This window comes from Thermostichus vulcanus str. 'Rupite' (genome assembly GCF_022848905.1).
Classification (GTDB): domain Bacteria; phylum Cyanobacteriota; class Cyanobacteriia; order Thermostichales; family Thermostichaceae; genus Thermostichus; species Thermostichus vulcanus_A.
In genome coordinates, this window is the sequence record NZ_JAFIRA010000017.1 from 21,103 (window position 1) to 34,032 (window position 12,930).

The 12,930-nt window shown below is 56.0% G+C and carries 13 protein-coding genes; 8 read left to right on the forward strand and 5 right to left on the reverse strand.

Features of this window, described 5'->3' with window-relative positions:
* Positions 1-496 precede the first annotated feature (496 nt).
* The 5 genes from phnD to JX360_RS08255 all read left to right on the forward strand — a co-directional run bounded on the left by phnD (position 497) and on the right by JX360_RS08255 (position 4,895).
* Positions 497-1,474, forward strand: coding sequence for a phosphate/phosphite/phosphonate ABC transporter substrate-binding protein (gene phnD, locus JX360_RS08235; RefSeq protein ID WP_425244374.1), 978 nt, complete (start codon positions 497-499; stop codon positions 1,472-1,474).
* 154 nt (positions 1,475-1,628) lie between these two features.
* On the forward strand, positions 1,629-2,438 hold the full coding sequence (phnC, locus tag JX360_RS08240) for a phosphonate ABC transporter ATP-binding protein (protein WP_244350177.1): 810 nt from the start codon (positions 1,629-1,631) through the stop codon (positions 2,436-2,438).
* Between the two features lie 58 nt (positions 2,439-2,496).
* Positions 2,497-3,306: a phosphonate ABC transporter, permease protein PhnE gene (gene phnE, locus JX360_RS08245; RefSeq protein ID WP_244350178.1), complete on the forward strand. Its 810-nt coding sequence runs from the start codon at positions 2,497-2,499 to the stop codon at positions 3,304-3,306.
* Positions 3,306-4,118: a phosphonate ABC transporter, permease protein PhnE gene (gene phnE / locus JX360_RS08250; RefSeq protein ID WP_244350179.1), complete on the forward strand. Its 813-nt coding sequence runs from the start codon at positions 3,306-3,308 to the stop codon at positions 4,116-4,118. The genes phnE (JX360_RS08245) and phnE (JX360_RS08250) overlap by 1 nt, the downstream gene beginning before the upstream one ends.
* Before the next feature lie 54 nt (positions 4,119-4,172).
* A complete protein-coding gene (locus JX360_RS08255) occupies positions 4,173-4,895 on the forward strand; it encodes an alanyl-tRNA editing protein (protein WP_244350180.1) in 723 nt (240 codons plus the stop codon).
* Here the strand turns inward: JX360_RS08255 and JX360_RS08260 are convergent.
* The 3 genes from JX360_RS08260 to JX360_RS08270 all read right to left on the reverse strand — a co-directional run bounded on the left by JX360_RS08260 (position 4,876) and on the right by JX360_RS08270 (position 8,385).
* Positions 4,876-6,441 carry an NAD(P)H-quinone oxidoreductase subunit N gene (locus JX360_RS08260; RefSeq protein ID WP_244350181.1) on the reverse strand — a complete coding sequence of 522 codons (1,566 nt, stop codon included), beginning with the start codon at positions 6,439-6,441 and terminating at the stop codon, positions 4,876-4,878. The genes JX360_RS08255 and JX360_RS08260 overlap by 20 nt on opposite strands.
* Before the next feature lie 121 nt (positions 6,442-6,562).
* Positions 6,563-7,879 (reverse strand): gas vesicle protein GvpJ, encoded by a 1,317-nt coding sequence (gene gvpJ, locus JX360_RS08265; RefSeq protein ID WP_244350182.1) that lies wholly within the window; start codon positions 7,877-7,879, stop codon positions 6,563-6,565.
* Between the two features lie 29 nt (positions 7,880-7,908).
* Positions 7,909-8,385 (reverse strand): peptidylprolyl isomerase, encoded by a 477-nt coding sequence (locus JX360_RS08270; RefSeq protein ID WP_244350209.1) that lies wholly within the window; start codon positions 8,383-8,385, stop codon positions 7,909-7,911.
* Between the two features lie 311 nt (positions 8,386-8,696).
* Between JX360_RS08270 and eno the strand changes: the two genes are divergently transcribed.
* Positions 8,697-9,980: a phosphopyruvate hydratase gene (eno, locus tag JX360_RS08275; RefSeq protein ID WP_244350183.1), complete on the forward strand. Its 1,284-nt coding sequence runs from the start codon at positions 8,697-8,699 to the stop codon at positions 9,978-9,980.
* 32 nt (positions 9,981-10,012) lie between these two features.
* Here eno and JX360_RS08280 read toward each other — a convergent pair whose 3' ends face one another.
* Both JX360_RS08280 and JX360_RS08285 read right to left on the reverse strand, forming a co-directional pair.
* Positions 10,013-10,717 (reverse strand): esterase/lipase family protein, encoded by a 705-nt coding sequence (locus JX360_RS08280; protein WP_244350184.1) that lies wholly within the window; start codon positions 10,715-10,717, stop codon positions 10,013-10,015.
* A 25-nt stretch (positions 10,718-10,742) separates the two neighbouring features.
* Positions 10,743-11,267, reverse strand: coding sequence for a GNAT family N-acetyltransferase (locus tag JX360_RS08285; RefSeq protein ID WP_244350185.1), 525 nt, complete (start codon positions 11,265-11,267; stop codon positions 10,743-10,745).
* 190 nt (positions 11,268-11,457) lie between these two features.
* On the opposite strand from JX360_RS08285, the gene JX360_RS08290 reads away from it, so the two are divergent.
* Entirely contained in the window at positions 11,458-12,177 is a 720-nt protein-coding gene (locus JX360_RS08290) for a DUF554 domain-containing protein (RefSeq protein ID WP_244350186.1), read from the forward strand.
* Between the two features lie 77 nt (positions 12,178-12,254).
* Positions 12,255-12,872 carry an NUDIX hydrolase gene (locus JX360_RS08295; protein WP_244350187.1) on the forward strand — a complete coding sequence of 206 codons (618 nt, stop codon included), beginning with the start codon at positions 12,255-12,257 and terminating at the stop codon, positions 12,870-12,872.
* Positions 12,873-12,930 lie beyond the last annotated feature (58 nt).

A 12,930-nucleotide genomic window follows, 5' to 3' on the forward strand; every position in this document is an offset into this window, starting at 1 on the left:
AACCTTCACAGGACCCAACCCGTTCTTAAATCACTCTTAACTGCAACGTGACCTCAACAGCAAAGTTCATGAGCCATCTCAATCTCGTTGGGATGGTTTTTGCTTTTCAGGCAAACCTTTTGGGATCTTAAGTGCCCCAAAGATCCCAAGTGGACCCGGGCCTGAACAGGGGATCCCTGACTCAAAATCGCAATGCTTACAGAAGTTTAGAGTGTGGCTTCAAGCCCAACAAAAGTGGCATTGGTGCTTAATAACCCACTCTTAACCTTTCATTAAACTCGTCTTATCTTGAATTTTGCCAAACAGCGCTACTGTGTTATTGAGTTTCGTTAAGCATTGTGAGTCTTGCAGAGTCTTCAGGGCTCTGTTGGTATTGATTTGTTCTGAATTTGACCTGATATGGCTCTGTGTTTTGAATGAATAGCTTCACCTGCTTGTGCTTGATAAACTCAACCTTTTCGGCCTCGACTTCATCTCGGCTAGGAGATTTTTTGCAATGTTGGCGTCTCACTCTGTGACTCGTCTGTTATCCAAAAGCCTTGCCCTGGCTGCTCTAATCGCAGTGATGGTAGGCTACCAATCGGCACAGGCTCAATCTTGCCCTCGCCCGGCGGGCATGGATGAGCGCTACTGTGATGCCGATGGGGATCTGGTGGCGGATACTCCGACGGATCCCGCTCAAATTGTTAATCCTGACACCTTGCTCATCTCCTACACCTCTTCCGAGGATCCCGCTGTTTATTCAGAAACTTGGCAGGAGTTCACCGACTACCTCAAGCAAGTGACTGGCAGAGAGGTGCAATTTGTACCCGTGGATTCCGAGGCCGCCCAAACAGAGGCATTGCGGGCTGGACGCCTGCACATTATGGGCACTTGCACTGGCTGTACCCCTCGCGCTGTCAACCAAGCAGGCTATGTGCCCTTCGCCATTTTTGCTCAGGAAGACGGCAGCTTTGGCTACGAAATGGAAGTGATCACTCGCATCGACAGTGACCTGGAAAAACTGGAAGACATCAAAGGCCGACGCATTGCCTTCACCCAGCCCTCTTCCAATTCCGGCTACATCAGCGCGCGCATTTTGATCGAGGCAGAAACTGGTTTTAAGGATGGTGTGGACTACGAAGCCAACTTCTCCGGTAGCCACGAAAACTCGATTTTAGGTGTGTACAACGAAGACTACGATGCAGCCCCCATTGCCAATGATGTGCTGAACCGCATGTGCATCGCCGGACAAGTGGAGTGTAATCAGTTCCGCACGCTCTATAAATCTGCGACCTTCCCCAGCGGCCCCTTTGGCTACGCTCACAATTTGGATCCGGATCTGCAAGCGAAAATCCGTGAAGCATTCTATACATTTGACTTTACGGGAACCAAATTGGCTGAGGCCTTTGACCGCGCTGCTTTTGTCCCCATTACCTACAAGGAAGATTGGGAAGTGATTCGCTTGATTCAGGAAAATGCCCCGCCCCAATAGGGGTTGAAAAGGGAAGCCAGGGATCCCTTCTTGAGGGTAAGTCATAGGGGATCCCTTCTTATTTCAAAAGTTTCAAAAGTTCTCTCAAACCTCTCAAGGCTCTGGTTCTGGAAGGCCCGCAACTGTAAGTGTCCACCCAAAGTAGGTTATCAAGATGCTACGTATCGACTCCCTCAGCAAACGTTACCCCACAGGCGATATGGCCTTGAAGGGTGTGACCCTAGAGGTGCCGGATGGTCAGGTGATGGCCTTAATTGGCCCTTCGGGAGCCGGGAAAAGCACCCTGATTCGTTGCATCAACCGCTTGGTGGAACCCACCAGTGGTAGCGTTTGGCTCAATCGAGTGGATCTGACCCGCTTGAACACCCGTGAGTTGCGGCAAGCGCGGCGCAAAATCGGCATGATCTTCCAGGAATATGCTTTGGTGGAACGCCTGACCGTAATGGAAAACATTCTTTCCGGGCAACTGGGCTACGTCAATTTCTGGCAAAGTTGGTTCCGCAAGTTTCCTCAGGCCACCCTTGATGAAGCATTCCGGCTGTTGGATCGGGTCGGTCTGTCGGACTTTCCTGATAAGCGAGCCGATGCCTTATCCGGTGGACAACGGCAACGGGTGGGGATCGCCCGGGCGCTGCTGCAAAACCCAGAACTGCTCTTGGTGGATGAGCCAACCGCCAGTTTGGATCCGAAAACCTCCCGTCAAATCATGCGCTTGATCAATGAGCTGGCTGCTGAGCGGGGCCTGTCGGTGATCATCAACATTCACGATGTGCCCTTGGCGCAGATGTTTGCCCAGCGGATCGTCGGCTTGCGCTTCGGAGAAGTGGTTTATGATGGCCCGCCCAATCGCCTCACCCCCAGTGTCTTGAATGAAATCTACGGCGAAGAAGACTGGAATGCTTCTGGCCCCGCCCAAGACTTGGAAGAGGCTGAATCCGTTTCGGCAGGGGTGGCAGCCCATTAACGGGCCATCCATCGACAGGGATCCCTGACAAGCAGCCGTCAGCATTGTGGAGTAGAACATGGCACAGGCAACAACACTGAGCGGGCGGAAGTGGTCACCGCCACCTCTGATTAAGAATCCCTGGGTTCGTTGGGGACTGATTGTGGGGGGCATCCTCTACCTGATCTTTGCTCTTTCTACCCTCAACTTCGATGCAGCCCGAGTATCGCGCGGCCTTGAGCGCAGCGGTCGTCTGCTGTTGGCCTTTTTGCAGCCCGATTTCACCACCCGTGGCAACCTGATCTTCACCGGCATGATGGAAAGTGTGACCATGGCCGCCATTTCTACGGTGGCGGGGTTCATCGTCGCGGTTCCGGTGGGGTTTGGTGCTGCCCGCAACTTGGTGCCGGTGCCGGTCTATCTATTTTGCCGTGGCCTGATTGCCCTGTCCCGCACTTTTCAAGAGGTGATCATTGCCATTCTGTTTGTGGTCATGTTTGGTTTTGGGCCTTTTGCTGGGGTGCTCACCCTCACCTTTGGCAGTGTGGGCTTTTTCAGCAAGCTGCTGGCGGAAGACATCGAAGAAATTGATGCGGTACAGGTGGAAGCCATTCGTTCTACGGGAGCCTCCTGGCTACAAATGGTCAGCTACGCTGTCGTGCCGCAGGTGTTGCCCCGCATGATCGGCCTGACCCTATATCGCTTCGACATCAACATTCGTGAGGCGGCCATTCTGGGGATTGTTGGAGCGGGTGGGATTGGCTCTACCCTGAATACTTCCCTCCGTCGCTACGACTACGACACCGCCTCGGCCATCATCCTCATGATTATTGCCTTGGTGATGGTGGTGGAATTGAGTTCCGGTTGGATTCGCAAGAGGGTGCAATAATGCCTGTTCTAGAAAGCAATGGGATGAAAACCTGGCAGTGGCGCAATCAAAAGCAAACCTTGATTGAATACGCTTTCTGGTTGCTGCTGCTGTTGGTGATGTTTGCCTGTGCCAAGTTCATTGCCGAGCGAACCACCTGGAGCTTTGTCTTGGATGCACCGCGCCAGGGGGGAGAAATGCTCGCACGGGGGATCCCACCCCGTTGGGATTATATGTCGCAGCTTTGGCGGCCCCTTTGGGATACTCTCACCATCGCCACGTTGGGTACGGTTCTTTCCTTTGTGATTTCGGTGCCGGTGGCGTTTTTAGCGGCTCGCAATACCACCCCTCATCTACTGGTTCGCTACATCGCCCTGTTCATCATTGTGGGTACTCGTTCGGTGAACTCCCTAATCTGGGCTTTGATCCTGGTGATCATCCTTGGACCGGGGGTCTTGGCGGGAACCTTAGCCATTGCCCTGCGCTCGGTTGGCTTTATGGGCAAGCTGATCTATGAAGGCATCGAGGAAATCAACGAGGAGCCTGTGGAAGCAATTCGCTCGACGGGGGCCAGTGGGGCTCAGGTGCTGAGCTACGCCATCTGGCCACAGGTGATCACCAATATCCTCGGGGTAACGGTTTACCGTTGGGACATCAATTTGCGCGAGTCCACGGTGGTGGGTCTGGTGGGTGCGGGTGGCATTGGCCTACAGCTGGATGCTTCCATCAACACCCTGCGCTGGAATCAGGTGAGTCTGATCCTGCTGGTGATCTTTGTTTCTGTGTTCATCAGCGAGTGGATTTCCGCTAAGGCCCGGCAAGCCCTGACTTAGCCTCAGGGATCCCGACGGGTTCTTCAGCTATGGTGAAGAGCAGGTTGTAACCCTATGACTGCATCTCTCATGACGGAAGAACTGTTTCGGGCGGATGCCTATCTCACTACCTGCCAAGCTAAGGTGATCGCCCTTGTGGATACTGGGATCCAGTTGGATCGAACGGTCTTTTACCCCACAGGGGGCGGGCAGCCCGGAGATACGGGATCCCTGATCACAGCCGATGGTCGCGTCATCTCGATTGTCGATACTCAAAAGGGGGAAACAGGCATTGTCCATGTCCCAGCTGAGGGATCCCCGTCCCTGAACATTGGGGATGAAGTCACCGCTCGCATTGACTGGGAACGCCGCTATCGCCACATGCGCATGCACACGCCTCTACACCTGCTCTGTGCGGTGGTAGAGGGTGGAGTGACGGGGGGACAAGTGGGGGAAAGCAAGAGCCGCTTGGACTTCGATATCCCTGGAGACAAACCCGACAAGGAAACCCTGACAGCCCGCCTGAATGAACTGGTGCAGGGGAATCATGGGGTGCAGCCCCGCTGGGTGAGCGATGAAGAGCTAGCGGCCAATCCTAATTTGGTGCGCACCATGTCGGTTAAGCCGCCGACGGGACAAGGGCGGGTACGCTTGCTGGACATTGAAGGGGTAGATTTGCAACCCTGTGGCGGCACTCACGTGCGGGCAACCGGGGAAATTGGCCAGTTGCTGGTGAGCAAGATTGAAAGCAAAGGCAAACAGAATCGCCGTATTGTGGTTAGCTTGATGGATCCTTGAAATCCACTACCGCCTGAAGACGGGCCGCCTCTGAAAAGGGGGCTTGCGCCGTCGGGAAGCCCAAGAACGGGCTCTCCTCCACCGCCTGGGTGGAGAGGGTAAACAAGGGGTTGGAGAGGATCCCGGCAAAGATGGTCGCCACCAGAGTCAACACCATACCCACCCGCAGAGCTTGCATGCCTTCCTCTTGCCAGTTGGTCTCCGGGTAGTTTTGCACCGAAACCGACATCTCCTGGGGCTCTTTCACCACAATCGTTTTCACCACCCGCACGTAGTAGTAGATGGAGATCACACTGGTAACCAACCCCACCAACACAAGGGTATAGGCTCCCGCTTGCCAACCGGCCCAGAACAGATACAGCTTGCCGAAAAAGCCCGCCAGAGGGGGGAGCCCACCCAGCGAGAGCAAACAAATGCTCAAGCACAAGGTCAGGAAGGGATCCTTCTGGTAAAGGCCGCTATACTCGTTAATCTCGTCGGTGCCGGTCTTGAGGCTGAACAGGGTAATGCACAGGAAGGCCCCCAGGTTCATGACCAAATACACCAGTAGGTAGAAGATCAAGCTGGCGTAGCCCGCCTCTGTCCCCACCACTAGCCCAATCATGACAAAGCCCGCTTGCCCAATTGAGGAATAGGCGAGGAGCCGCTTCAGGCGGGTTTGGGTAATCGCCACCACATTCCCCAGCACCATGGTCAAGATCGCCAGCACTGAGAACACAGCGTGCCACTCTTCGGTCATGGCCGGGAACACCGTTGCCAAAAACCGTACCGCCAGCGCAAACCCTGCCGCCTTGGATCCCACCGATAGGAATGCCACTACCGGAGTTGGGGATCCCTCGTAAACATCGGGAGTCCACTGATGGAAAGGGACGGCTGCCAACTTAAAGCCGATGCCGCCGATGCAGAGCACCAAAGCAATGATCCCCGCCAAGCCTGAATCCCCCATGTGCAGCGCAATCGCCTCCAGATGGGTTTGCCCACCCGACAGGCCGTACAGCAGTGACATGCCGTAGAGAAAAATCGCCGTGCTACTGGCCCCGATCAACAGATACTTCAGGGCGGCCTCAGAGGAGCGAGGGTCTTTTTTGGTGTAGCCGGCCATCAGATAGCTGGCGATGCCCAGAGTTTCTAAGGCAACAAACACCATAATTAAATCGGTAGCGCCGGAGAGGAACATGCCCCCCACGGTGGCGGTGAGCAACAGCACATAAAACTCGCCGGTAGCAGCCCCCGACTGGGCGATATAGCGCTCCGCCATCATCACCGTTAGCAGAGCTGTACCCACCACCAAGCTCCGGAACAAAATGCTGATCGGATCCGCGGCAAAGCTACCCAAAAAACTTTCTGGTTGTGGGTGCTGCCACTGCAAAACCAGGGTTACCCAAGCCCCGACCAAGCCCAAGATCGAGAGAACCGGCAGGCTTTTGCGAACGGACGAGCCGCCCACCAAGTCCACCACCAGCACCAACAGTAGAGTCAGGGTGACGACCACTTCTGGCCAAATGGCGCCAGCATTCAGATTGGCGGTTGGGGCAAAGATATCCATAGGGAAAAACTATGAAGAGAGATTGAAGAGAGATGACAGGTAATCTGAAGCCAGCATACCGCGATTTATTTCCCCCTCTCATCTCTTCTCTCGATAGTCTCGATAAGTCAGAATCAAAATCTCAATAGAGCTTGGCACTAGAGGTGAGCACCAATTTCAGGCGGGCATGGATCAAATCCAACTGAGCCAACCCCAGATCAATTTCTCCGTCGATGACAATACCGGTGTTGATCAGCCGATCCAACAGTTCCAACAGGGATCCCTCGCGGTGGGGTTGCCCAGGGTAGTAGTCCCCTTTGCGGGGCAGGAGTGTACCCAAATCCCCCAAATCCACATTCAAGTCGGCGGGGTCAATCTGAAACAGCTCGCAAAGGTGCAAAATCTGATCCCGCAAGGTTTGCAGGCTGGTACCGGCCCGTTCGATTTGTTCCGGGGTAAGACGCTCCGCCTCCATTTGGCGCACCACCTGCGCTTCCATGAGTTGCCGCAACAGTTCCACCAAAGTCAACACCAACGAGGCTAAACCCGCCTCCGGGCGCTCCGGAGAATGGATAAGTGGGGATCCCGCCAGCTGGTCTAGCTCCTCCGGACCAGCAGGGGCAATGGAAAGGCGAGGCAGAGGCCCTGTCGGATCTGCGGTTGGGGTTGAGATCCTTGCAGTCGAGACCCAGTGCTCGAATGGCTGAGACAGTTGCGCCAATTCCAACAGGTGCAGACGGGGATCCTGGGCGGCCTGCTGTCGTTCTTCCGGCAGGTTATAGCCCCAACCGGCCAGAAACAAAACCGCATCCTGCAGAGCGGGTACGGCTTTGACCTGCTCCAGGGTTTGCAGGCGATCCTCCACAAACCACAGCTCGGCAGCGGGCAGTTGAGCGGCTGTGAGCAACCGTTGTAAGGTCGTGGATTTGGGGGCACGCACCTCTTTGCCCAAAATGTGGTGGCGCAGCAGTTGGATCCCTTCCCCTTGTAGAAGCTGCTGGATAAATCGCCCTTCCTTGGTGCTGAGGATCACCAAGCGCGGTTCCCCGGTAGCCCGGATCTGGCGCAACCAGGCTCCAACTCCAGGGTAAAACCGATGCAATCCCAGCCAACCAGGCAGATCTGCGTGGATCCATTCATCGCGCACCTGATCCAGCGCCTGAGCCAACTGGTCAGAAGGGATCCCGGACTGTTGCAACAACTGCTGCCGCTGAGCAGGCCAATCCTGGCGCAACTCCGCTTCTGCGATCCCCTGCTGCAACCCCCAAACCAACAAAGGCATTTCCCAGCCCGTCTCGATCAGGGGGCGTAGGCGGGCGAAGACAGAACGCAAAGGCTCCAGTTGGGACTCCTTAGCCCCCCAAATCCGTTGACAAACCCGGCAGGCAGTGGCGAAGTATTCCGCCAACCCATCGCAAATCACCCCATCAAAATCCAAAGCCAAAAGGCGGGGGTGCATGGGTGAGGATCCCTAGAGCAGTAGCTCGATCAAGACTCTGAAATGGTCACGGACTTAATTTCCACCGGATCCACCGGACGATCCTGCGGCCCAGTGCGTGCAGTTGCAATGGCATCCAGCACCTCTTCCCCTTCGATTAGCTGCCCAAAAATGGTGTAGTTGGGGGGCAAGGGATAGTCAGCGTGCATGATGAAAAACTGACTGCCATTGGTGTTGGGGCCAGCATTGGCCATCGCCAGAATCCCCCGGCTGTAGGGACGCTGCACGGGCTCATCCGGAAAGCGATAGCCTGGCCCCCCGCGGCCTGTGCCAGTGGGATCCCCACCCTGAATCATGAAACCCCGAATCACCCGATGAAAAATCACCCCATCGTAAAAATGCTCATTGGCCAAGAAGACAAAATTATTGACGGTGAGGGGAGCTTCTTGCGGAAACAGTTCCAGCGTCATCGTGCCGGCGGTGGTCTCCATGGTAGCCGTGTAGGACTTGGCCGGGTCGATCACCATCGGCGGGGGACTATCGTAGGTTTTCACGTCTTTGCCCAATTGTTGTGCCAGGAGCAAATCGTAGGAAGAATGCGGGCGGGCCGAGACAGGGACAACACCTAACCCCAGCCAAAGCAGCACCATCAGCACAGCCATCTTCAGGAGGGTCATTCCAGGTCGCACACGCATATCTCTCGCAAGAACGCTCCGTGATTATCCTACCTCCTCTTAAGGTTTTCTGGAGGCTGACGGGATCCCGGGCAGGAATCTACTAGTGTGAGGGTAGATCTGGTTTTAACCGGATTAGTTCAGGCAATTGCTGAGGTGTAACTGTGGAAACTGCCATCGAGTGGATCACCGCCCATGAGATTCTCGACTCCCGTGGACGTCCTACCCTAGAAGCCTTGGTGGGTTTGGCCAATGGGGCAACCGGGTTAGCCCAGGTTCCTAGCGGTGCCTCCACCGGTACCTTTGAAGCCCACGAACTGCGGGACGGGGATCCCAACCGATATGACGGCAAAGGGGTCTTGCAGGCGGTCGAAAACATCCTCAGTGAAATTCAGCCGGAACTCCAGGGGGAAGATGCCCTAGAACAGGCCCAAATCGACCAATTGATGATCGACCTGGATGGCACCCCCAACAAATCTCGTCTAGGGGCCAATGCTATTTTGGCGGTTTCTCTGGCGACAGCTAAAGCTGCAGCGGATGCGGTCGGTCTGCCCCTCTACAAATATTTGGGTGGGCCCTTTGCCAATTTGCTGCCGGTGCCGTTGATGAATGTACTTAATGGCGGTGCCCATGCCGACAACAACGTTGATATCCAGGAATTCATGATCGTACCGATTGGGGCGGCCAGCTTTCGAGAGGCGCTGCGCTACGGGGCAGAAGTGTTTGCGGTGCTGAAAAAAGTGCTGCACCAGAAAGGACTGACCACCAGTGTCGGGGATGAAGGCGGCTTTGCTCCCAACCTCGATTCCAACGCGGCGGCCTTGGATCTGCTGATCACGGCGATCGAACAAGCGGGCTACAAACCGGGGGAAGATATTGCCTTGGCTTTGGATGTGGCGGCCAATGAGCTGTTTCAGGATGGCCAATACCACCTGGAAGGACAGGCCCGCAGTGCTGCTGAAATGGTGACCTACTACGAGCAATTGCTGGGCAATTACCCGATTGTTTCCATTGAAGATGGTTTGGCAGAAGAGGACTGGTCAGGCTGGCAAGCCTTGAATGCCCAACTGGGATCCCGGCTGCAACTGGTGGGAGATGACCTGTTTGTCACCAATCTCACCCGCCTCCAGAAGGGAATCGACAGCGCTGCCGCCAACGCCATTTTGATCAAGCTCAACCAAATCGGCACCCTGACGGAAACCGTTTCTGCCATTCAACTGGCCACTCAATCGGGTTTTCGGTCAGTCATTAGCCATCGCTCTGGGGAAACCGAAGATACCACCATTGCTGATCTGGCGGTGGCGACCCGGGCCGGGCAGATCAAAACCGGATCCCTCTGCCGCAGTGAACGCATTGCCAAGTACAACCAGTTGCTGCGCATCGAAGACGAACTGGGGGAAGCAGCCATCTATGCCGGACGGGCCGGATTGGGCTTGAAAAGCACTTAAAAACACTTGAACTCTGGGAATGCTTGGGTGGGCTAGAGCAAGTACTGAGCCCATTCTTCCACCACCTCAGGGGTGCCATACCAGCGCCGCCCGCCACGCCCGGAGTGGTAACAGTCGGGCAACGTGAGGTTGGTGGCCCCCTGCAGATGGGCGGCCTCGATCGGAATGATGCCATCCCCCCACAGTTCCCCTTTCCCGGCGGTGAGTTGATAGCTGTTGTAGGCCAGCCAGGTGAGATAGCTTTCCCGCAGGGATCCCAGCCCCCATCGCTGCCCTTGAATGACTTTGCCCGCCACGCAAACGTAGTTCACCTGCGGCCAAAAAGCGCCCGGATAATGATTGTTGACAAAATCCAAATTGCGCTTCGTCCAGCGTTCTCGGCTGGTATGGGGGGATCCAAGACTGATCAAGGTAGCCACCCGATCTCGCCCCTGCCACACCTGACCTCCATAGGGGACGGATCCCAGATAGATGCGGGCAATCCAGCCGCCTGCTGAGTGGGCCACCAAGTTGACCCGGTCAGTGCCAAACTCCTGTAGGGTCTGTTGCAGGGTGGTGTGCAAAACCTTCAGGATCGGAGTGATCGGCCTGCCCCCCAGTGTTGGCAGCCAACTGCGCACCCGCAAGGGCACCACCCGGGTTGGAAAACCGAGTCCCTCCAGCGTTTGCCGCAAAGGCTCGTATTCCAGGGCACCCGCCAGATAACCGGGCAAAATCACCGTTGGTAAAGGGTTCATGGCCAATGGGGATCCAGCCTCAACGCTAGCGCGGGTACCAAAACATGCCCTTGATCCCCTCAGGGTCGGGGGTGAACCCCAGCCGTTCATAAAAGCTGACCACCCCTTGATCGGCAAACAGGGTGATGTTGCTGATGTCTTGTGCCCGCAGCTCGCGGATCACCTTTTCCATCAACACTTTCCCCAATCCTTTCCCTTGGAAATCCGGGTGTACCACCACATCCCAAATGGTGGCGTTAAAGGCGTGGTCAGAGGTAGCCCGGGCAAAGCCAATCAAACGGCGATAGTTGCCCCGCTGCTGCCACATCGATACCACCAAAAAGCTGTGGTGCAGAGCTTTTTTGACCTTGTGAATGGGGCGGCGGGACCACCCAACAGCATCACAAAGCTCCTCCAGCTCATACAGATCCAAATCCGGATCAAGGCTGAACAGGATCGACTCCCCCTTGACCGCCACCGCTTCTTGGCGATGACTGGCTTTGGCTGTTCGCGTCAACTCTTTTGCCGAGACTGTCTCTGCTGCCCCGAACAGGCCCTTCCAAAAGCTCATCTGGATAATACTGCGGAATGAAAGCCTACATCTGGGTTTGGCAGGCGTGTCATCAGTATAGCCAGGATTGGAGTGAGGAATGGCCAGATCTTCTACCTGAATAGGTGCTTCTGCGCAGGCTTGAGGCGAGCCTCTATCAGAAACTGAACATAGGTAAGGTTGATCCTCCTACGGGCTCTGCGAACAATCGATGGCTCTCCCCGGCACTGGTACCCTTGTCAATACTCTCGCCATTGTGGTGGGTAGCGCCATGGGTTGGGGGCTAGGTAGCCGTCTACCGGAGCGCATCGGCCAAACGGTGTTGCAAGGCCTGGGATCCCTGGTGTTAATCCTGGGGATCCAAATGGCCCTCACCCTCAGCAGTGCCGCCCAATCGGTAACGGTCTTGATTGCCCTGGTCTTGGGGGCTGTGGTGGGGGAGTGGATCAACCTCGAAGCCGCCTTCGAGCGCGTCGGGCAAGCCCTAGAAAAGCAAGTGAGCCGCTGGCTTGGCCCCAGCCCCATCACCCAAGCCTTTGTCACCACCAGCATCCTGTTTGTGGTTGGGCCTATGACCCTACTGGGATCCATTCAAGATGGGCTAGGGGATCCCTCGTTGTTGTTGATCAAAGCAGCCCTAGATGGCATCGCCACCCTTGCCTTCACCACCAGCCTCGGCTGGGGTACCCTGTTTTCTGCGATACCCGTGTTCTTGGTTCAGGGGGGAGTGGCTCTGTTGGCGCGGCAGTTGCAGCCCCTCTTGCGCCCAGAGATGATCGCGGCTTTGGAAGCCACCGGCGGGATCTTGATCTTGGGGATCGGCATCAACCTACTCGGCCTAACCCGTCTGCGGGTGGGGAATCTATTGCCAGCCCTGTTGATCGTGGAACTGTTGGTGGGATTCTTGCCAGTTTGGGAGCTGAACTTTTAGGGGAGCGGTTGTGTCCGCCTTGGCTAGGATCCAGTTCCCTGTCCGGTCTATCGTAGAAACATCGAGTCGGATCCCGCATGAGCTTGCACTGGTTGACTTGGGCCCAACAACTTCAGGCGATTGCCCAGAACGGTCTCACCTACAGCCAAAATCCCTTTGATATCGAGCGCTACCAGAAACTGCGACAGATCGCGGCCCAGATCCTGGCCCAGCACACCGATTTGGAAGCGGGGGCTATCTTGAAAGGGTTTGAACAAGAGCTGGGCTATGCCACGCCGAAGGTGGATGTCCGAGCTGCTGTCTTTCGGGAGGATCAAATCTTGCTGGTCAAAGAGCGCATCGATGGCTGTTGGACGCTGCCGGGGGGGTGGGCGGATGTGGGAGACTCCCCTAGCGAAGCGGTGGAACGGGAGGTGTGGGAAGAATCAGGCTACCGGGCCAAAGCGGTGAAATTACTGGCGGTTTACGACAAAAGTCGCCATGATCACCCTGCCTATCAAGACTATTCCTACAAGCTGTTTTTCCACTGTCAGCTCACCGGGGGATCCCCCAGCACCAGCTTGGAAACCGATGGAGTGGGTTTTTTCCCGGAAGACCAGCTACCTCCCCTCTCTTTGCCACGCGTGACTCCCGCCCAGATTGCGCGCCTGTTTGAACACTACCGCCACCCGGATTGGCCCACCGATTTTGACTGACTGCCCTGAGTTCGTCCCATCAGCTTGCTTGCATCCCCCCTTTTTGCCTTAAACCGCA

Excerpts from the sequence above, each read along its gene's own strand:
- phnE (WP_244350179.1), top strand. The coding sequence starts at position 3,306 with ATGCCTGTTCTAGAAAGCAATGGGATGAAAACCTGGCAGTGGCGCAAT.
- JX360_RS08290 (WP_244350186.1), top strand. The coding sequence starts at position 11,458 with ATGGCTCTCCCCGGCACTGGTACCCTTGTCAATACTCTCGCCATTGTG.
- JX360_RS08280 (WP_244350184.1), bottom strand. The coding sequence starts at position 10,717 with ATGAACCCTTTACCAACGGTGATTTTGCCCGGTTATCTGGCGGGTGCC.
- phnC (WP_244350177.1), top strand. The coding sequence starts at position 1,629 with ATGCTACGTATCGACTCCCTCAGCAAACGTTACCCCACAGGCGATATG.
- JX360_RS08285 (WP_244350185.1), bottom strand. The coding sequence starts at position 11,267 with ATGAGCTTTTGGAAGGGCCTGTTCGGGGCAGCAGAGACAGTCTCGGCA.
- JX360_RS08260 (WP_244350181.1), bottom strand. The coding sequence starts at position 6,441 with ATGGATATCTTTGCCCCAACCGCCAATCTGAATGCTGGCGCCATTTGG.
- JX360_RS08295 (WP_244350187.1), top strand. The coding sequence starts at position 12,255 with ATGAGCTTGCACTGGTTGACTTGGGCCCAACAACTTCAGGCGATTGCC.
- phnE (WP_244350178.1), top strand. The coding sequence starts at position 2,497 with ATGGCACAGGCAACAACACTGAGCGGGCGGAAGTGGTCACCGCCACCT.
- gvpJ (WP_244350182.1), bottom strand. The coding sequence starts at position 7,879 with ATGCACCCCCGCCTTTTGGCTTTGGATTTTGATGGGGTGATTTGCGAT.
- JX360_RS08255 (WP_244350180.1), top strand. The coding sequence starts at position 4,173 with ATGACTGCATCTCTCATGACGGAAGAACTGTTTCGGGCGGATGCCTAT.
- phnD (WP_425244374.1), top strand. The coding sequence starts at position 497 with ATGTTGGCGTCTCACTCTGTGACTCGTCTGTTATCCAAAAGCCTTGCC.
- JX360_RS08270 (WP_244350209.1), bottom strand. The coding sequence starts at position 8,385 with ATGGTGATCGACCCGGCCAAGTCCTACACGGCTACCATGGAGACCACC.